Source organism: Streptomyces sp. HUAS MS02 (assembly GCF_055702265.1).
In genome coordinates this window covers 2713310-2731862 of the sequence record NZ_CM146747.1, presented here as the reverse complement: position 1 = coordinate 2731862, position 18553 = coordinate 2713310, and the positions used below count along the sequence as shown (strand labels likewise).

Here is an 18553-nt window from a genome sequence, read left to right as displayed (position 1 = left end):
CGGAGGACCGGGTGCCGCCCTTTGTCGTCCCGTCCTCCGGACAGGACGGCCGGCCTGCGGCTACCGTCGGATCATGGACATCAAGGCGGTGCTCTGGGACGTCGACGACACCCTCTTCGACTACACGGCGGCCGACCGGGCCGGAATGCGGGACCACCTCACCGCCGAGGGCCTGCTGCCCGGGCACGAGTCGGTCGATGAGGCCCTCACCCGCTGGCGCGACCTCACCAGCCTGCACTGGCGGCGGTACGCGGCGGGCGAGGGCGACTGGGAGTCCACCCGCCGCGACCGGGTACGCGACTTCCAGGGCCGGCCCCTGACGGACGCGGAGGCCGACGCCTGGTTCGAGCGCTACGTCGCGCACTACGAGCGGGCCTGGTCGCTCTTCCCGGACGTCCTGCCCGTGCTCGACGCCCTCGCCGCCAGCCACCGGCACGCGGTGCTCTCCAACTCCAGCCTGCCCGTCCAGGAACGCAAGCTGCGCACCCTCGGGGTGTGGGACCGTTTCGAGACGGTGCTGTGCGCCGAGCAACTGGGGGTCCACAAGCCGGCCGCCGAGGCCTTCCACGTCGCCTGCGAGGCCCTGGAACTGCCTCCGCACGAGGTCGCGTACGTCGGCGACCACCCGGAGATCGACGGCCGGGGCGCCGCCGACGCCGGTCTGCTGTCCGTCTGGATCGACCGCGGCGGTCTCTACGCGACCGTCGACCCGCCCGTCGGGCCGCACCGGATCGCCACCCTCGCCGAACTCCCCGCGATCCTCGGCTCGGATACCCGTTTTGGAGCGCCGTCCACCTTCGGGTAATGTTCTTTCTGCGCCGCCGGAGAGCGGGCCGAAAGGCCGGAACCGACGGAGCGAACTAGAACAAGATCCCCTCAGGGGCTTGCGTTCCAGTGGCCTATGGTGTAATTGGCAGCACGACTGATTCTGGTTCAGTTAGTCTTGGTTCGAGTCCAGGTAGGCCAGCTCGCAGAGCTCATCTGCAGGCGGAGATCAACTCCGCGAAGCCCCCGTTGTGTAGCGGCCTAGCACGCTGCCCTCTCAAGGCAGTAGCGCCGGTTCGAATCCGGTCGGGGGTACAGATCCTTCCCGCGAGGAGAGTTCGGGTCGCACCCGCTCACCTCGATGCAGGATCGCTAGGGCCCCCGTTGTGTAGCGGCCTAGCACGCCGCCCTCTCAAGGCGGTAGCGCCGGTTCGAATCCGGTCGGGGGTACTGACTGGTCTAAACCACATTGGTCTATGGTGTAATTGGCAGCACGACTGATTCTGGTTCAGTTAGTCTTGGTTCGAGTCCAGGTAGACCAGCTCGGACCTGCGGCGGTGTATTACTCAACGCTTGCAGGATCCACGCCCCCGTTGTGTAGCGGCCTAGCACGCCGCCCTCTCAAGGCGGTAGCGCCGGTTCGAATCCGGTCGGGGGTACGTTTCACGAAGGCCCTCCACTTCGGTGGGGGGCCTTCGTCGTGCGTCAACTCGCTGTACCGGCCCAGGAGTTCGACGTCGGCGGCCCAGGGGTCGACGGTACGAGAAAAGGCCTGCCGCGGCGTTGAGGCAGGCCTTCTTCGTGGTCGTGCGGGAGCTTCGAGGGATCAGCCTGTGCGGCGCAGGGCCTCCGAGAGGCGACCCGCGGCGTCGATCACCGCCTGGGCGTGCATACGGCCGGGGTGGCGGGTGAGACGCTCGATGGGACCGGAGACGGAGACCGCGGCGACCACGCGGTTCGACGGCCCGCGCACGGGGGCGGAGACCGAGGCCACGCCCGGCTCGCGCTCGCCGATGGACTGGGCCCAGCCCCGGCGCCGTACGCCCGAGAGGGCGGTGGCGGTGAAGCGGGCGCCCTGGAGGCCGCGGTGCAGGCGCTCGGGCTCCTCCCAGGCCATCAGGATCTGCGCCGAGGAGCCGGCCTTCATCGTCAGGGTCGAACCGACCGGGACCGTGTCCCGCAGGCCGGACAGGCGCTCCGCCGCGGCGACGCAGATGCGCATGTCGCCCTGGCGGCGGTAGAGCTGCGCGCTCTCGCCCGTCACGTCCCGTAGATGGGTGAGCACCGGGCCCGCCGTCGCGAGGAGGCGGTCCTCGCCGGCGGCCGCGGCCAGCTCGGCCAGCCTGGGACCGAGGATGAAACGGCCCTGCATGTCGCGTGCCACCATGCGGTGGTGTTCCAGAGCCACGGCCAGGCGGTGGGCCGTGGGCCGTGCGAGTCCGGTGGCGCCGACCAGACCCGCGAGGGTGGCCGGACCGGACTCCAGAGCGCTCAGGACCAGGGCCGCCTTGTCCAGAACGCCGACGCCGCTACTGTTGTCCATGCAACGATACTCGCGTCTCACTCTGTGAAACGCAAGTTCAATTTCGCGTGGACCTTGCCACTCTGGAAGCAGAACAACAACGGCTCGCGGACCGACGAGCCCGGCGGCCGGCGCGCGCCACGAGGGGATACGCGCGCTCGCCACCTCCGATATCTCTAGTTGGGCCGGCGCGCTGGCGCGTCGGCCGGAGGGAAAGCGATGGGTAGGACACTCGCGGAGAAGGTCTGGGACGACCATGTCGTCCGGCGCGCCGAGGGCGAGCCCGACCTCCTCTTCATCGACTTGCACCTGCTGCACGAGGTGACCAGCCCCCAGGCCTTCGACGGTCTCCGCAAGAGCGGGCGGAAGGTTCGCCGGCTCGACCTGACCATCGCGACCGAGGACCACAACACTCCCACCCTCGACATCGACAAGCCCATCGCGGACCCGGTCTCCCGCGTCCAGCTGGAGACGCTGCGCGCGAACGCCGCCGAGTTCGGTGTGCGTCTGCACCCGCTGGGCGACGTCGAGCAGGGCGTCGTGCACGTCGTCGGCCCGCAGCTGGGTCTGACCCAGCCCGGTATGACGGTCGTCTGCGGTGACTCCCACACCTCGACGCACGGTGCCTTCGGCGGTCTGGCGTTCGGTATCGGCACCTCCCAGGTGGAGCACGTGCTGGCCACGCAGACGCTGCCGCTGGTCCGCCCCAAGACCATGGCGATCACGGTCGAGGGCGAGCTGGCCGAGGGCGTCACCGCCAAGGACCTGATCCTGGCGATCATCGCCAAGATCGGTACGGGCGGCGGCCAGGGCTATGTCCTGGAGTACCGGGGCCCCGCCATCGAGAAGCTCTCGATGGAGGCCCGCATGACCATCTGCAACATGTCGATCGAGGCCGGCGCCCGCGCGGGCATGATCGCCCCCGACCAGACCACCTTCGACTACCTCAAGGGCCGTCCGCACGCCCCCGAGGGCGAGGACTGGGACGCGGCCGTCGCGTACTGGAAGACGCTGAAGACGGACGAGGACGCCGAGTTCGACGCCGAGGTGATCATCGACGCCGCCTCCCTGTCGCCGTTCGTCACCTGGGGCACCAACCCCGGCCAGGGCGCGCCGCTTTCGGCGTCCGTCCCCGACCCGGCTTCGTACGAGGACGCTTCGGAGCGCCTCGCCGCCGAAAAGGCCCTGGAATACATGGGGTTGGAGGCCGGCCAGCCGCTGCGCTCCATCAAGGTGGACACCGTCTTCGTAGGTTCGTGCACCAACGGCCGCATCGAGGACCTGCGCGCCGCCGCCGAGCTGGTCAAGGGCCGCAAAGTCGCCGACGGCGTACGGATGCTGGTCGTCCCCGGCTCCGCACGGGTCGGTCTGCAGGCCGTCTCCGAGGGCCTGGACGTGGTCTTCAAGGAGGCCGGCGCCGAGTGGCGGCACGCGGGCTGCTCGATGTGTCTGGGCATGAACCCCGACCAGCTGGCCCCCGGTGAGCGCTCCGCGTCCACCTCCAACCGCAACTTCGAGGGCAGGCAGGGCAAGGGCGGCCGTACCCACCTGGTCTCGCCGCAGGTCGCCGCCGCGACCGCAGTCCTGGGGCACCTGGCGTCCCCCGCCGACCTGACCGACGTCGACACCCCCGCGCCCGCTGGAGTCTGAACAGCCATGGAAGCATTCACCACGCACACCGGCCGGGCCGTCCCGCTGCGCCGCAGCAACGTCGACACCGACCAGATCATCCCCGCCCACTGGCTCAAGAAGGTGACCAGGGACGGCTTCGAGGACGGGCTGTTCGAGGCCTGGCGCAAGGACGAGACGTTCATCCTCAACCAGCCCGAGCGGCGCGGCGCCACCGTCCTGGTCGCCGGCCCCGACTTCGGCACCGGTTCCTCCCGTGAGCACGCGGTGTGGGCGTTGCAGAACTACGGCTTCAAGGCCGTCATCTCCTCCCGCTTCGCTGACATCTTCCGCGGCAACTCGCTCAAGAACGGCCTGCTCACGGTCGTTCTGGAGCAGAAGATCGTGGACGCGCTGCAGCAGCTCACGGAGAACGACCCCGAGGCCGAGATCACCGTCGACCTGGAGGCCCGCGAGGTGCGCGCCGAGGGCATCACCGCCTCCTTCGAGCTGGACGAGAACTCCCGCTGGCGGCTGCTGAACGGGCTCGACGACATCTCCATCACCCTCCAGAACGAGGCCGACATCGCCGCGTACGAGGCCAAGCGCCCGTCGTACAAGCCGAGGACGCTGAAGGTCTGATCCACCGCGCGGACCCACCCCTCGAGCGGGCCGCGCAAGGCGGATTCCAGCCACCGCGACACCCCCAGGTACCCCCAATCGTGCACGGTTGGGGGTATCTCCATGTCCGGGTCCGGGCACCTTCGAAGTCATGTGCAGAAAGGTTTCAACTCCCCTAGTTACAAAGGTGATTGTCGGGGTACGCGCATCATGGTGTGGCATCAGCCCGGGGTGCTCCAAGGGCCCCGGGGAGACGGCAGTTGCCCCCTGCGCAGGCGACAACTCGCCCCAGATGGCACAATCTGTGCATGGAACACGACGGCCAACTCGAGCTCTATGCGGCGGTCGCGAGCCAACTCAAGGAAGCGCACACAAGAGTGCGCGCACTGCAAGTCCCGGAGGGCGTACGCATGGCGCTGACCCGGAAGCTGCTGGTCATTACGGCCGTGGCCAAGCACGATCTCGCCGACGCGGCAAGGCGTCTGGAGAGCTTCACGACGGACCTCGACGAGGGGCGAATGCCCGCGGAGGAACGCTGAAGGAACTCCATGACCGTCCGAGTTCGTTGCGGCACAAGGGTGATAAGCCCGTTTCGTGTTTGATTTGCGGTATATATCTGCCTAACGTGCGAAAAAGCTTGAACACTATCGTTCGGGCGATGTCTCCGAAGGGGAAGACGTGAACAAGGCGCAGCTCGTAGAAGCGATTGCGGACAAGGTCGGCGGGCGTCAGCAGGCCGCCGACGCGGTCGACGCTGTTCTGGACGCCATCGTCCGCGCGGTCGTCGGCGGGGACCGGGTGTCGGTCACCGGCTTCGGTTCGTTCGAGAAGGTCGACCGGCCTGCCCGTTACGCCCGCAACCCGCAGACGGGTGAGCGGGTTCGGGTCAAGAAGACCTCCGTGCCGCGTTTCCGCGCGGGTCAGGGCTTCAAGGACCTGGTGAGCGGGTCGAAGAAGCTTCCCCGTGGTGGCGAGGTCGCGGTCAAGAAGGCGCCCAAGGGCAGCCTGAGCGGTGGGGCTTCGGCGACGGTCAAGAAGGCGGCGGCGAAGAAGACCGCCGCGAAGAAGACCACCGCCCGCAAGACCACGGCCGCCGCCAAGAAGACGACGGCCGCCGCGAAGAAGACCGCGGCGAAGAAGACGACCGCCAAGAAGGCCACCACGAAGACGGCGGCGGCGAAGAAGACGACCGCCAAGACGACGACGGCGGCGGCGAAGAAGACCGCGGCGAAGAAGGCCCCGGCCAAGAAGGCCACCGCGAAGAAGGCGCCGGCCAAGAAGTCGACGGCTCGCAAGACGACCGCGAAGAAGACGGCCGCGCGTCAGGCCTAGGGCGCCGGGTACTCACACACACGCGCCGGGCCGGGTTCCTGAATGGGGAGCCCGGCCCGCGGCGTGTTTCTGGGCAGGGCAGGGAGCAGGGCAGGGGTGCCTGTTCGCCGTGGGGGACTTGCTCGCGGGCGGATGCGGCTTGTGCGTGGTTGCTCGCGCAGTTCCCCGCGCCCTTTTCGGGCGCGGCCTTGGTGCGAGTCTTGTTCAGAAGGTCTGCAAGGTGATCAAGGTGATGCGCAGGCTCTCCGCCTCGCCCTCCGTCTCGATCCTGACCCGCTGGCCCGGGCGCAGCAGGCGCAGGGCGCCCGCGTCGAAGGCCGGGGCGTCGAAGGGGAGCGGGGTGCCGTCGTCGAGAAGGACCTGGCCGCTGCGGGTGGCGGGGTCGTAGGTGTACGCGGTGGCCTGCATGGCCGCAGCCTACTGGCCGGGGATCAGCAGGCGCGCGGCCGCCGCGGCCGTACGGGGGCCCACGCCGAGGCCGAGGGCGGCGCGCAGGTCGTCCCCGGTGTCGACGTCCTGGCGCACGGAGTCGACGTCGGCGAGGGCGAGCTCCATGGCGCCGGAGCGGCGGTGACGCCGACGGGAGTCGGGGCCGAAGGCGGGGGAGAGGTCATGGCCGGGAGCCGCGGCGAGCAGGGTCGTACCGGTGCCGGCGGCGTCGGGGAGGAAAGCGCGGGGGAATTCGGCGGCCGCGTTCAGTACGCGGGTCAATTCCCCGGGACGCAGAGCGGGCAGATCCGCGTTCAGCGCCGCCACGGGGCTTTGCGGGCGTATACCGCGCACGACGGCCGCCGCGTGCCGCAGAGCGGCGTTCAGGCCGTCCCCGGAGCCCTCGTGCGGATCCTCGGGGACGGTACGTGCGCCCAGGGCCGCCAGCTCGCGCGCGGCCAGCGGGTCGTCCGTGACCACCACCACACTCCGGACCGCCGCGGCGGTCAGGGCCGCGGCCACCGTGTCCTGCGCGAAGGCGAGGGCCAGACCGGGGCGCACCCCGTCGTCGGCGGTGTCCGAGAGCCTGCTCTTGGCCCGCGCCAGGGGCTTCAGCGGTACGACCAGGGTCCACTGCACGTGCGTTCCGTCCCTCTCTTGTCGCGGCCATTGTCACCTGGGCGCAATGGACGGCCGCAGGGCGGGGCGTACGGTGTTCTCGACAGACCGGCAGCCCGGGGCGACACTTGTGCGGCTCCGGGCGCCCGGAGCAGGCCCTGGGAAGTCCTAGAGGAAGGTGTCCGCGTGCCCCGCCGGAGAATCGGCTTCTGGTACCGCCTCGCCGCGGTGATCGCCAAACCACCCCTGGTGGTGCTGATCAAGCGGGACTGGCGTGGAATGGAGAACATTCCGGCCGAGGGTGGATTTATCACTGCCGTGAACCACAATTCGCATGTCGATCCCTTTGCGTACGCCCATTATCAGTACAACAGCGGCCGGGTTCCGCGATTTCTCGCGAAGAGCGGTCTCTTCGGCAAGGGATTCATCGGCGCCGTCATGCGCGGCACCGGTCAGATCCCCGTCTACCGCGAGAGCACCGACGCGCTGAGCGCGTTCCGGGCCGCGATCGACGCCGTGGAGCGCGGCGAGTGCGTCGCCTTCTACCCCGAGGGCACCCTCACCCGCGACCCGGACGGCTGGCCGATGACCGGCAAGACCGGCGCGGCGCGGGTCGCCCTGCAGACCAGGTGCCCGGTGATCCCGGTCGCCCAGTGGGGCGCCAACGAACTGCTGCCGCCGTACGCGAAGAAGCCGAACCTCCTGCCGCGCAAGACCCACCACGTCCTCGCGGGCCCGCCCGTCGACCTCTCGCGCTTCTACGGCCGGGAGATGAGCCCCGACCTGCTGAGGGACGCGACGGAGGTCATCATGGCCGCCATCACCCACCAGCTGGAGGAGATCCGCGGCGAGAAGGCCCCCGCGACGCCGTACGACCCCAAGCGGGAGCGGATCGAGCAGCGGCGCAGAAGCGCCCGGGCGGTGCTCGACAATGGGAAGCGGCAACAGCACAGCCCGGTCCAGCGGGCCCAGCAACATCAGGAAGAGGGGCAGGGCAAGTGAGCAAGCCGGTCAAGGCGGCCGTGTTCAGCGCCGGTTCATGGGGTACGGCCTTCGGTACGGTGCTGGCCGACGCCGGGTGCGAGGTCACCCTGTGGGCACGCCGCCCGGAGGTCGCGGACGCGATCAACTCCACTCGGACCAACACCGACTACCTGCCGGGCCTGGAACTCCCGCAGAACGTCCGGGCCACCACGGACCCGGCCGAGGCCGCCGCCGACGCCGATTTCACGATCCTGTCCATCCCCTCCCAGACCCTGCGCGCCAACCTCGCCGAATGGGTGCCCCTGCTGGCCCCGGGCACGGTCCTCGTCTCGCTGATGAAAGGCGTCGAACTCGGTTCCGCCATGCGGATGAGCGAGGTGATCGAGGACGTCGCCAAGGTGGGTCAGGACCGCGTCGCCGTGGTCTCCGGGCCCAACCTGGCGCGGGAGATCGCCTCCCGCATGCCGGCCGCCTCCGTGGTCGCCTGCACCGACGAGGCGGTCGCCCAGAGGCTCCAGACCGCCTGCCACACGCCGTACTTCCGCCCGTACACCAACACCGACGTCGTCGGCTGCGAGCTGGGCGGCGCGGTGAAGAACGTCATCGGTCTCGCCGTCGGCATCGCGGACGGCATGGGCCTCGGCGACAACGCCAAGGGATCGCTCATCACCCGCGGTCTCGCGGAGACGACCCGGCTCGGTCTCGCGATGGGCGCCGACCCGCTCACCTTCTCCGGACTCGCGGGTCTCGGCGATCTGGTGGCGACCTGTTCCTCGCCGCTCTCCCGCAACCACACCTTCGGCACCAACCTCGGCAAGGGCATGACCCTCCAGGAGACCATCGCGGTCACCAAGCAGACCGCCGAGGGCGTCAAGTCCTGTGAGTCCGTGCTGGACTTGGCCCGCCGGCACGGCGTCGACATGCCCATCACCGAGACGGTCGTCGACATCGTCCACGACGGCAAGCCGCCGGTCGTCGCCCTCAAGGAGATGATGTCGCGCAGCGCCAAGCCGGAGCGACGCTGAGCGAAAGCGACCGTTCGGGCACTGACTCGCGCCCTACCACCGGGTACTCTCGTCGCGATATGAGCAGCGAGAACCTCCCCCAGAGCCCTGAGCAGCCGTCCCGCAAGCCGCGCGTGGCCGTCGTCTTCGGCGGCCGTAGCTCGGAACACGGGATCTCCGTGGTCACGGCCGGCGCCGTACTGCGAGCCATCGACCGGACGAAGTACGACGTCCTGCCGATCGGCATCACGCGGGACGGCCGTTGGGCGCTCACCGCCGACGAACCGGAGCGGATGGCGATCACCGACCGCCGTACGCCGAGCGTCGAGGAGCTCGCCGAGTCCCGGGAGGGCGGCGTGATCCTGCCCGTCGACCCCGCCAACCGCGAAGTCGTCTACAGCGAGCCCGGTTCGGTGCCCAAGGCCCTCGGCGAGGTCGACGTCGTCTTCCCCGTCCTGCACGGCCCGTACGGCGAGGACGGCACCCTCCAGGGCCTCCTGGAGCTCTCCGGCGTCCCGTACGTCGGCTCGGGCGTCCTCGCCTCGGCCGTCGGCCAGGACAAGGAGTACATGAAGCGGGTGTTCACCTCCTTCGGGCTCAAGGTCGGCCCGTACGTGGTGATCAGGCCGCGCGAGTGGCGGCTCGACGAGTCGGCCGCCCGCAAGAAGATCATCGATCTCGCCGGTGAGCACGGCTGGCCCCTCTTCGTGAAGCCCGCCCGCGCGGGTTCGTCCATCGGCATCACCAAGGTCGACGACATCGTCGGCCTCGACGAGGCGATCGCCGAGGCCCAGCGCCACGACCCGAAGATCCTGGTCGAGGCGGCCCTGCGCGGCCGGGAGATCGAGTGCGGCGTCCTGGAGTTCGAGGACGGCCCGCGCGCTTCCGTCCCCGCCGAGATCCCGCCGCCCGAGGCCCACGCCTACTACGACTTCGAGGCGAAGTACATCGACTCGACCCCGGGCATCGTCCCGGCCCCGCTGACCACGGAGGAGACCGCCGAGGTCCAGCGGCTCGCGGTCGACGCCTTCGAGGCCGCCTCCTGCGAGGGGCTGGTGCGCGCCGACTTCTTCCTCACGGAGGACGGCGACTTCGTCATCAACGAGATCAACACGCTGCCCGGTTTCACACCGATCTCGATGTACCCGGCGATGTGGAAGGCGAGCGGCGTGGAGTACGGCGAACTGGTGGACCGCCTGATCCAGGCGGCGCTGCACAGGTCGACGGGCCTGCGCTGAAACGAGCTCCGTAAGGGGCGCGGGGCGGTGTCGATGTGCGGCTCCGCCGCGTGGGCGCGACCAGCCACGACGGCGTCGCAGCATCCAGACGGCCTCCTGAGGCACCCCCTTGGGAGGCACCCCCTTACGAGGCAACCCCTTCAGGAACCGCCTTCTTGATGGCAGGCGCCAGCCCCACCAGGATCGGCGAGGTGTCCTCCCTGGCCCGATCCGCGGTCACCGACACCTCCACGTACACGGAGCGATTGGCCGTGGTGAAGCGGTAAGCGCCTCCGTCCCGCTTCTCCATCAGCCAGTCCACCCCGTCGACGGCCCCGGCCACCGCGTCGGCGTCCCGTCCCTCCGCCACCCCGGGGTCGACCATCTTGGGCGGCTGGGGCACCCCGCAGCGCAGTATGATCACCGCGTCGCCCCAGCCCGCCGTCAGCAAGGAGGCGGGCCGAGGATCCCGGCGGCCGAGACCGTCCACCGTCCGCGGCAACACCTCGTCCAGGTTCCGGCACAGTTTCGTGGCGGCGGCCCCCGGGCTGGGAACCGCCGCCGAGCCGCTGTCGTCTGCTGAGGAGCAGCCCGCGACGGCGATCAACGAAACAGCCAGGACGGGCAGCCCGCGACGAGCGGGGCCCCGGTGACGCAACGAGTTCACCGGGCAAGGGTAGACGGGGGCTACAGGTGAACGACCGGGCAGGTCAGGGTACGGGTGATCCCGTCCACTTGCTGGACCTTCGCGACCACCAGCCGGCCGAGGTCGTCGACGGTGTCGGCCTGGGCGCGCACGATGACGTCGTACGGGCCCGTCACGTCCTCGGCCTGGATGACCCCAGGGAGCTTGCTGATCGTGTCGGCGACGGTCGACGCTTTGCCGACCTCCGTCTGGATCAGGATGTACGCCTGTACCACGGAACCTCCAGGGCGGCCACGAGGATCATGTGGATCATGTCGGGAAAAGGAACGCCACGGTATCGCGTCGCCGAGCGCCAGGGGGAGACCCCCGGAGGCCGCGCCGCACGCACCGGGGGGGGCGGGGGCGACGGAAGTTGACGGTCCACTCGACCGTACCGAGGACGACAACGGCCCGCGACCGGGCGCGAGTGACACTGGAAGCGGCACGAGAAGGGGCGATACGACGATGAAGGGCACCGTGGGAGAGCTGGGGGAGTTCGGGCTCATCAGGGAGCTCACCTCCCGGCTCACCACCACCCCGGCGGTCCGGGTCGGCCCCGGCGACGACGCCGCCGTGGTGGCGGCGCCGGACCGCAGGGTCGTGGCGAGCACCGACATCCTCCTGGAGGGGCGGCACTTCCGGCGCGACTGGTCCACGGCCTACGACGTGGGGCGCAAGGCCGCCGCGCAGAACCTCGCGGACATCGCCGCCATGGGTGCCGTGCCCACCGCGCTGCTGCTCGGCCTGGTCGCGCCCGTCGACCTGCCGGTGACCTGGGCCACCGAGCTGATGGACGGCCTGCGTGACGAGTGCCAGGTGGCCGGCGCCGCCGTGGTCGGCGGTGACGTCGTCCGCGGTGACACCATCATGATCTCGATCACCGCGCTCGGTGATCTGCGCAACCACGAGCCGGTGACCAGGGCGGGCGCCCAGCCCGGCGACGTCGTGGCCGTCACCGGCTGGCTCGGCTGGTCCGCCGCCGGGCACGCGGTGCTCTCCCGGGGTTTCCGCTCGCCGCGCGCCTTCGTGGAGGCCCACCGGCGCCCCGAGCCGCCGTACCACGCGGGCCCCGCCGCGGCCTCCCTCGGGGCGACCGCGATGTGCGACGTCAGCGACGGGCTGATCGCGGACCTGGGACACATCGCCGAGGCGAGCAAGTGCCGGATCGACATCCGCTCCGGCGCGATCGACATCCCCACCCAGATGCACGACATCGGTCAGGCCGTCGGCGTCGATCCCCTCCAGTGGGTGCTCACCGGCGGCGAGGACCACGCGATCGTGGCCACCTTCCCGCAGGACGTGAAGCTGCCCGCGCGGTGGAAGGTGATCGGCGAGGTGCTCAACCCCTCCGCGTTGCCGCAGGTCACCGTGGATGGGGCGCCCTGGACCAGCAAGGGCGGCTGGGACCACTTCGGGGACATCGAGTCATGAGCCCGGCTCCCGCGCGGGTCCTGACCGTGGCCGGGTCCGACTCCGGGGGCGGGGCGGGGATCCAGGCCGACCTGAAGACGATGCTCGCGCTCGGGGTGCACGGCATGAGCGTCGTCACGGCGGTCACCGCGCAGAACTCCCTCGGTGTGCGGGGCGCTTGGGAACTGCCGGTGGAGGCGGTGCGCGCCCAGTACCGCAGTGTCGTCGACGACATCGGCGTCCAGGCCGTCAAGACCGGCATGCTCGCCTCCGCCGAACTCGTCGAGACCGTCGCCGATTTGCTGGCCGCCACGGACGCGCCGGTCGTCGTCGACCCGGTGGGCGTCTCCAAGCACGGCGACCCGCTGCTGGCCGCCTCCGCGCTGGACTCCGTACGGACCCGGCTGCTGCCGGCGGCCACCGTGGCGACGCCGAACCTCGACGAGGTGACCCAACTCACCGGGGTCACGGTCGAGTCGGAGGCCGGTATGCGTGAGGCTGCCGAGGCAGTGCTGGCGTTCGGGCCGCGCTGGGCACTGATCAAGGGCGGCCATCTCCCCGGGGAAGCCGTCGATCTGCTCACCGACGGCTCCGAGGAGCACTGGCTGCGGGCCTCCAGGTACGACAACCGGCACACCCACGGCACGGGCTGCACCCTCGCCTCCGCGATCGCCTCCCACCTCGCCCTGGGACGGACCGTGCCGGAGGCCGTCGCGGCCGCCAAGGAGTACGTCACGGGGGCGATCGCCGCCGGGTTCGCGCTCGGCGGGGGGATCGGACCGGTGGACCACGGGTGGGCCCTCGGACGGAGCGATCGGCCGGCTTGATCCGCGGTGTGTCGCGGTGTGTCAGGGACAGCAAAAAGCCGGTCCACTCCAGGTGGACCGGCTCGATGCAGCGAACCAGCAGTGGCCGCGCGCTTAGCTGTGCGTCAGCGCGAGACCTTGCCGGCCTTGATGCACGAGGTGCAGGCGTTCACGCGCTTCGGCGTCCCGCCGACCACGGTACGGACGCGCTGGATGTTCGGGTTCCAGCGACGGGACGTACGGCGGTGCGAGTGCGAGATGTTGTTGCCGAAGCCCGGCCCCTTGCCGCAGACGTCGCAGTTGGCAGCCACGGGTCACTCCAAAGACTTCAGATGCACTTACGGATGATCCCGGCAGGCCGGGATCGAGATCACAGGATCATAGATCTGAGTGGCGTTGCCAGGGGGAATGGCCCGATGTGGATCGGGCAACCGGAGCAGCATACAACGACTGCGCCAGTACAACGAAACTACCATGGCTGCTCAGGAGCACTGCCCCGCCCCCTTCCGGCGGACCGCCTTCCAAGGTCTACTCTGCGTCCAGTCCAGCAGCTCAAGGAGGCGCAGGTGCCGCAGGTGCCGCAGACATTCTTCGATGCTCTCGCGGTGCGCACCTGGTGCGGACTCGCGCTGGCGGCGCTGGGACGCGCGCGCGAGGAGATCGACGCGATCAACGTGTACCCGGTGGCCGACGGCGACACCGGCACCAACCTGTACCTGACGATGGAGTCGGCCGCGGCGGCCGTCGAGGCGGTGTTCGCGGGCCATGAGACGGCGGGTCCGCCCGTCGGGCAAGGGCGGTACGCCGGAGGGAGCCCGTCCGGGGGCCCGTCCGCCGGAGCGGGGCAGCCCACGCTCGCCGAGGCCGCGCGGGCGATGGCGCACGGCGCGCTGATCGGCGCCCGGGGCAACTCCGGGACGATCCTCGCCCAGCTCCTGCGGGGCATGGCCCAGGTCCTCGCCGATGACGGCGAGGCGCCCCGCACCGACGGCCGGGGGCTGCGGCTCGCCCTGCGGCACGCCGCCGACTCCGCCCGGGACGCCGTCGCGCACCCGGTCGAGGGCACGGTGCTCACGGTCGCCTCCGCCGCCGCCGACGCGGCCGGCGACGCCGAGGACGACTGCGGGACCGTCGCCCGTGCCGCCTACGAGGGCGCCGGCCGGGCCCTGGCGGCGACCCCCGCCCAGCTGGCCGTCCTGGCCCGCGCCGGCGTCGTGGACGCGGGCGGACGGGGCCTGGTGGCGGTGCTGGCGGCGCTGGTGGAGACGTTCACGGGGGAGGCGCCGAGGGCGGTGGCCGTGCCCGCCGCGCACGCGCGCGTGGCCGTCGCCGAAGCCGTGGCGGAGGTGTGCGACGGGGACGACCGGCCCGAGGCGGGCGGCCCGGCCTTCGAGGTGATCTACCTCCTGGAGGCGGAGGACGCGGCGGTGGCCCTGCTGCGGCGGCGCCTGGACGAGCTGGGGGACTCCCTAGTCGTGGTCGGCGGCGACGGGCTGTGGAACGTCCATGTGCACGTCGACGACGCGGGGGCGGCCGTGGAGGCCGGGGTCGAGGCCGGGCGGCCGTACCGGATCCGGATCACCCACTTCGGGGCCGAGGACGCCCACATGACCGGCGAGGCCGGGCGGCAGCCGCGCGAGCGCGCCCAGCGGGCCGTGGTGGCCGTCGTGCCGGGGGAGGGGCTGGCCGGGCTCTACGCCGAGGCCGGTGCGACCACGGTGCTGGCCCGGCCCGGGGAGCCGCTCGCCAGCGGGGAGCTGCTGGAGGCCGTACGGCGTGCCCACGCGCGTGAGGTGGTGCTGCTGCCCAACGACGCGGACCTGCGGCACACGGCGGCGGCCGCCGCCGAGCAGGCCCGCGCCGAGGGTGTCCGGGTCGCCCTCATCCCCACCCGCTCGGCCGTCCAGGGCATCGCCGCCCTCGCCGTCCACGAGCCCGACCGGCGCTTCGACGAGGACGTCGTCTCCATGACCTCCGCCGCCGGCGCCACCCGGTACGCCGAGGTCGTCATCGCCGAGCGTGAGTCCTGGACCATGGCGGGCATCTGTCAGGCCGGTGACGTCCTCGGTCTCGTCGACGGGGACGTCGCCGTCATCGGCTCCGACGTGACGGTGACCGCGGCGGCGGTGGTCGACCGGATGCTGGCTGCCGGGGGAGAGATGGTCACGTTGGTGCTGGGGGACGGGGCGCCCGCGGAGGTCGTGGAGCGGGTGGAGGCCAGGGTGCGTGAGGGGTATCTGGCGGTGGACACGGTGGTGTACCGGGGTGGGCGGCAGGGGGCGTTGCTACTGATCGGAGTGGAGTAGCGCTTCCCTCGCCCCCGCCGCCCCTACCCGTCCCGTCCTCCAGGGGCTGCGCGCCCCTTCGACCCCCGCGTCACAGATTCGGGGCTCCGCCCCGGACCCCGTTCGCGCAGTTCCCCGCGCCCCTGAAAAGGGGCGCGGGGAACTGCGCGAGAAGCCCCACCGGCCGGCAGACGACCGACGACCGAGCGGGGTCGAAGGGGCGCAGCCCCTGGGGACGGGACGGGTAGGGGCGGCGGGGGCGAAGGACATATCGGAGGTGCCCCGGCCGCTCAGCCCCGCTCCGTCGCCTCCAACAGGCGACCCGCCTCCACCCGCCGAGCCACCACCGTCTCGTCGCCGTCACTTCCGTCCGCGAACACGGACAACACCCCCCGGGCCCGCTCGGCCGCCGCAGCGCCCCGCCGAAGGTCCACCTCCAACCACCCCGCCGCCAGCTCCGCCGCGGTACGCGCGTGGACGAAGTCCGGCCCCAACGACCCGTACACCGACACCGCCCGCTCGACGAACCCGAGCGCCTCCTCGAAGACGGGCCCGAACGAGGCGAGTTCCGCGTCCTCGGCCACGGACCGGGCGAGCAGGTCGCCGAACTGCCGGTAGGTCTCGCCCAGCTCCGCGAAGATCCGCCGCCGGTTCTCCTCCCCGGTCACGTCGGACAGGGCCGCCTCGCAGCCCGCCACCGCGTCCCCCATCAGCTCCCGGGCCTCGTCCAGGCTCGCCGGCCCGGGAGCCTCACGGCTCTCCCGCGCCGCGTACCACGCCCGCGCCCGCAGCGCCCGCACGTACCCGTGGACGTTGCCCAGCTCGCCCCAGAGGTCGACCGCGCGCGCGTACGCCCGGTCGGCGTCGGCGGGCAGCCCCGCGCGCGCCAGCGCCTCGGCGGCGAGATGGGCGAGCATGGCGTGGTCGCGCTGCTCGGGCCAGTGCCGGGCGATGTCGGCGGCCCGCAGCCAGCGTTCCGCAGCCTCGCGGTGCTCGCCCAGCTCGGTGTGGCAGTCCCCTAGCCACCACAGGGTCTGCGCGACCGCCCCGTCCCCGTGGGTCTCGGCCGTGAGATCGGGGAGCGCCGACTCCAGCACCTCGGCCGCCTCCGCCCACCGCCGTAGCCGCAGCAGGAACCCGCCGAGCAGATGCCGGGCCCAGGAGCCGAGCGTCGGACCCTCGCCCGCCTCGTCGGCCCAGTGCGCCGCCTCCAGGGCGTGCTCGGCGGCCTCCTCGACCCGTTCCCCGGCGCCCAGCAACTCGGCCAGCTGGAGGCGCAGCTGGGCGTGGCCCACCGGCTCCAGCTCGGACCCGCCGTGCTCCAACGCCGCCCGGGCCGCCCGCTCCGCGGTCGCCAGGTCCCCCAGGTGCTGTGCCACCCCGGCGAGCCGTGCCTCGTACTGCACCGCGAACCACGGCAGCCCGGCCGCCACGTACCGCTGCGCGGCCTCCGCGAACAGTTCGGCGGCCGCCTCGGCGTCACCGCCGCGCGCAGCCAGTTCCCCGAGCATGCCCCGCGCCTCCGCGGCTCGCGAGGCCAGCCGTACGTCCTCCGCGCGGCGCGGCTCGACGAAGTCCGCCAGCTCCCGCACGGCGTCCTCGGCCAGGGCCACCGCGTCGGCGTCCTCGGACGCGTGCGTCCGCTGCACGAGTATTCGTGCCCGCCCGACCAGTACGGAGGCCGTCTGCCGCGCACCCGTCCCGCCGGCCGCCCAGAGGGCGAGGATCCGCTCGTACGGCTCGGCGATCAGCTCCACGGCGGCATCCACCTGGCCCGTGAGGGCGTGGACGTTCGCCCCGCGCGCGCGTGCCGCCAGTGCCTCGCCGGGGTCGCCCGCCGCCTCGTACATGTCGGCCGCGCGTTCGAAGAGCGGGCGGCCCTCCGGCCCGAGGCCGATCGCCTCGTGGTCCACGATCTCCGCGCGGTCCCAGGCGTCCAGCTCCGCGCCCTCGGCGTCGGCGGCCCGCGCCACGGCGGCCCAGGCATCGACGGAACCGGGGTGCAGGGACGCCGAGAGCCGCCGCGCCTCGGCGAGGAGCGCGGGCAGGCCCTGCGGCGCGGCGGTGGTCTCCGTCTTCGCCCCGGCGGCGGCCTCCGCCCTCTCCCCGGCGGCGGGCTGCCGGGGAGAGGGCACGGTCACGACGGTCCGCTTCGGGCGCACGCCCAGCGGCAGCCGGTCCAGCAGGGGGCGCCGGTCCATCCGCTCCCGGACGTGCGTGCTGACGTACGCCGTGCCGTTGCGCGCGTCGAAGAGCGCGGCCAGCGCGAGGGCCTCCTCGCGCGCGTGGGAGGCCAGTCCGCGGGCGGTCCACTCCCGGCCGGCGGGACCGGGGACGGTCTGCTCGCCCAGCCCGCGCGCGGTGAGGCGGTCCATGAGCAGGGCCACCACGCTCAGGTAGTCGAGCTTGCTGCGCGGGTCGCCGGAATCGGTGAAGTACGCCGGACGCTCGGCCAGCAGCTCCAGACCGCGCGCCTCGTTGCCGGTCAGGGCGCAGAACTCCACGTGGTCCGCGTACGCGCCCCGCATGCTCTCCATGGACCGCACCATCCGGAAGCCCCGCAGATGGTTGGCCCGCGCCTCGTCCGGGCGCCCCAGGCGCAGCAGCGGCACCAGCGAGGACGCGAGGACGGTGTGCGGCTCGTGGGCGCAGGTGTACTCGCCCTCCAGGACCGGCGCCCACAGCTCCAGCGCCTCGGCGTCCTCCCGGCGCCGCGCCCGCCACCAGCCCTGCCCGTGCAGCTCGCACGCGTGGCAGTCGGCCATCGCGTCCCGGTCGGCGGCCAGCCACGCGCCGTACGCCCGCTCGGCCCGCGCCAGGTCGCCGATGTGCGCGGCCACACTGAACTCGGCGCTGCGCACGGCCCGTTCCGAGTGCCCGGCGAGCCGGTAGCGGTGCTCCATCTCGCCGAGCCACTTCTCGATGGAGGCCAGCGGAATGTGCGGCTGGTTCAGCATGCCGGCCGACATCCATTTGAACACCCAGTGCAGGGAGTGGATCTCGTACTCGTCGAAGTCCTCCGGGCGTTCGTCCCACATGCGCAGCAGGCGCGCGAAGGGGACGAACATCTTGGCCTTCTCGGAGCTGTAGTTGTAGACCTTCAGCTGGTGCCCGAGCGCCTCGATCACGGCGAGCGGCTCGTTCAGCTTCTCGGCCTCGGCGAGCAGCCGCTCCGCGCGCGCGTTGCGCGCCGGGCCCTCCGGCTGCTCGTGGTTCTCCGCCATGGCGCGGCGGAGTTCGTCGAAGTCCATGGAATCCACGACGTCG

Annotated in this window: 18 protein-coding genes and 5 tRNA genes; 16 read left to right on the top strand and 7 right to left on the bottom strand. The window is 71.7% G+C overall.

Annotated features, from left to right (window positions below; genetic code table 11):
* Nucleotides 1–73 precede the first annotated feature (73 nt).
* From ACZ9QC_RS11530 to ACZ9QC_RS11505, 6 genes are all read left to right on the top strand, one after another.
* Nucleotides 74–805 carry an HAD family hydrolase gene (locus tag ACZ9QC_RS11530; RefSeq protein ID WP_472920070.1) on the top strand — a complete coding sequence of 244 codons (732 nt, stop codon included), beginning with the start codon at nt 74–76 and terminating at the stop codon, nt 803–805.
* 90 nt (nt 806–895) lie between these two features.
* A tRNA-Gln gene (locus tag ACZ9QC_RS11525) sits at nt 896–967 on the top strand.
* Nucleotides 968–1007: 40 nt separating this feature from the next.
* Nucleotides 1008–1080 (top strand) — tRNA-Glu (locus ACZ9QC_RS11520).
* Nucleotides 1081–1142: 62 nt separating this feature from the next.
* Nucleotides 1143–1215 (top strand) — tRNA-Glu (locus ACZ9QC_RS11515).
* A gap of 20 nt (nt 1216–1235) precedes the next feature.
* Nucleotides 1236–1307, top strand: a tRNA-Gln gene (locus tag ACZ9QC_RS11510).
* 44 nt (nt 1308–1351) lie between these two features.
* Nucleotides 1352–1424: transfer RNA gene (locus tag ACZ9QC_RS11505), tRNA-Glu, on the top strand.
* A 167-nt stretch (nt 1425–1591) separates the two neighbouring features.
* On the opposite strand, the gene ndgR is transcribed toward ACZ9QC_RS11505, so the two are convergent.
* Nucleotides 1592–2308, bottom strand: a complete 717-nt coding sequence (ndgR, locus tag ACZ9QC_RS11500) for an IclR family transcriptional regulator NdgR (RefSeq protein WP_020270051.1) — start codon at nt 2306–2308, stop codon at nt 1592–1594.
* Nucleotides 2309–2506: 198 nt separating this feature from the next.
* Here ndgR and leuC point away from each other — a divergent pair, with 198 nt between their 5' ends.
* From leuC to ACZ9QC_RS11480, 4 genes are all read left to right on the top strand, one after another.
* The gene (leuC, locus tag ACZ9QC_RS11495) at nt 2507–3937 is read left to right on the top strand and encodes a 3-isopropylmalate dehydratase large subunit (RefSeq protein WP_472920069.1); all 1431 of its coding nucleotides are present in this window, start codon (nt 2507–2509) and stop codon (nt 3935–3937) included.
* Nucleotides 3938–3943: 6 nt separating this feature from the next.
* On the top strand, nt 3944–4537 hold the full coding sequence (gene leuD / locus ACZ9QC_RS11490; protein WP_184899779.1) for a 3-isopropylmalate dehydratase small subunit: 594 nt from the start codon (nt 3944–3946) through the stop codon (nt 4535–4537).
* 287 nt (nt 4538–4824) lie between these two features.
* Nucleotides 4825–5055, top strand: a complete 231-nt coding sequence (locus tag ACZ9QC_RS11485) for an SCO5555 family protein (protein WP_472920068.1) — start codon at nt 4825–4827, stop codon at nt 5053–5055.
* Between the two features lie 139 nt (nt 5056–5194).
* Nucleotides 5195–5848 (top strand): HU family DNA-binding protein, encoded by a 654-nt coding sequence (locus ACZ9QC_RS11480; protein WP_472920067.1) that lies wholly within the window; start codon nt 5195–5197, stop codon nt 5846–5848.
* Nucleotides 5849–6052: 204 nt separating this feature from the next.
* Here ACZ9QC_RS11480 and ACZ9QC_RS11475 read toward each other — a convergent pair whose 3' ends face one another.
* Together ACZ9QC_RS11475 and cofC are read right to left on the bottom strand one after the other, a co-directional pair.
* Complete coding sequence (locus ACZ9QC_RS11475; protein ID WP_467335383.1) at nt 6053–6256, bottom strand: hypothetical protein; 204 nt, start codon at nt 6254–6256, stop codon at nt 6053–6055.
* 9 nt (nt 6257–6265) lie between these two features.
* On the bottom strand, nt 6266–6916 hold the full coding sequence (cofC, locus tag ACZ9QC_RS11470; protein WP_472920066.1) for a 2-phospho-L-lactate guanylyltransferase: 651 nt from the start codon (nt 6914–6916) through the stop codon (nt 6266–6268).
* A 165-nt stretch (nt 6917–7081) separates the two neighbouring features.
* Here cofC and ACZ9QC_RS11465 point away from each other — a divergent pair, with 165 nt between their 5' ends.
* From ACZ9QC_RS11465 to ACZ9QC_RS11455, 3 genes are read left to right on the top strand one after another with little or no spacing between them, the layout of a single operon-like run.
* On the top strand, nt 7082–7897 hold the full coding sequence (locus ACZ9QC_RS11465) for a lysophospholipid acyltransferase family protein (RefSeq protein ID WP_472920065.1): 816 nt from the start codon (nt 7082–7084) through the stop codon (nt 7895–7897).
* Nucleotides 7894–8904, top strand: a complete 1011-nt coding sequence (locus ACZ9QC_RS11460; protein WP_184899790.1) for an NAD(P)H-dependent glycerol-3-phosphate dehydrogenase — start codon at nt 7894–7896, stop codon at nt 8902–8904. The genes ACZ9QC_RS11465 and ACZ9QC_RS11460 overlap by 4 nt, the downstream gene beginning before the upstream one ends.
* Nucleotides 8905–8963: 59 nt before the next feature.
* Nucleotides 8964–10121, top strand: a complete 1158-nt coding sequence (locus ACZ9QC_RS11455; RefSeq protein ID WP_472920064.1) for a D-alanine--D-alanine ligase family protein — start codon at nt 8964–8966, stop codon at nt 10119–10121.
* Nucleotides 10122–10245: 124 nt separating this feature from the next.
* Here ACZ9QC_RS11455 and ACZ9QC_RS11450 read toward each other — a convergent pair whose 3' ends face one another.
* Nucleotides 10246–10767 carry a DUF3515 domain-containing protein gene (locus ACZ9QC_RS11450; RefSeq protein WP_472920063.1) on the bottom strand — a complete coding sequence of 174 codons (522 nt, stop codon included), beginning with the start codon at nt 10765–10767 and terminating at the stop codon, nt 10246–10248.
* A 20-nt stretch (nt 10768–10787) separates the two neighbouring features.
* Nucleotides 10788–11021: an Lrp/AsnC family transcriptional regulator gene (locus ACZ9QC_RS11445; protein WP_033526900.1), complete on the bottom strand. Its 234-nt coding sequence runs from the start codon at nt 11019–11021 to the stop codon at nt 10788–10790.
* Nucleotides 11022–11250: 229 nt separating this feature from the next.
* Between ACZ9QC_RS11445 and ACZ9QC_RS11440 the strand changes: the two genes are divergently transcribed.
* On the top strand, nt 11251–12216 hold the full coding sequence (locus ACZ9QC_RS11440; protein WP_472920062.1) for a thiamine-phosphate kinase: 966 nt from the start codon (nt 11251–11253) through the stop codon (nt 12214–12216).
* A complete protein-coding gene (gene thiD / locus ACZ9QC_RS11435) occupies nt 12213–13022 on the top strand; it encodes a bifunctional hydroxymethylpyrimidine kinase/phosphomethylpyrimidine kinase (protein WP_472920061.1) in 810 nt (269 codons plus the stop codon). The genes ACZ9QC_RS11440 and thiD overlap by 4 nt, the downstream gene beginning before the upstream one ends.
* A 104-nt stretch (nt 13023–13126) precedes the next feature.
* Here thiD and rpmB read toward each other — a convergent pair whose 3' ends face one another.
* Nucleotides 13127–13312, bottom strand: a complete 186-nt coding sequence (rpmB, locus tag ACZ9QC_RS11430; protein WP_003993230.1) for a 50S ribosomal protein L28 — start codon at nt 13310–13312, stop codon at nt 13127–13129.
* 255 nt (nt 13313–13567) lie between these two features.
* Here rpmB and ACZ9QC_RS11425 point away from each other — a divergent pair, with 255 nt between their 5' ends.
* The gene (locus tag ACZ9QC_RS11425) at nt 13568–15307 is read left to right on the top strand and encodes a DAK2 domain-containing protein (RefSeq protein WP_472920060.1); all 1740 of its coding nucleotides are present in this window, start codon (nt 13568–13570) and stop codon (nt 15305–15307) included.
* 269 nt (nt 15308–15576) lie between these two features.
* On the opposite strand, the gene ACZ9QC_RS11420 is transcribed toward ACZ9QC_RS11425, so the two are convergent.
* The gene (locus tag ACZ9QC_RS11420; protein ID WP_472921661.1) at nt 15577–18537 is read right to left on the bottom strand and encodes a tetratricopeptide repeat protein; all 2961 of its coding nucleotides are present in this window, start codon (nt 18535–18537) and stop codon (nt 15577–15579) included.
* Between the last annotated feature and the right edge of the window lie 16 nt (nt 18538–18553).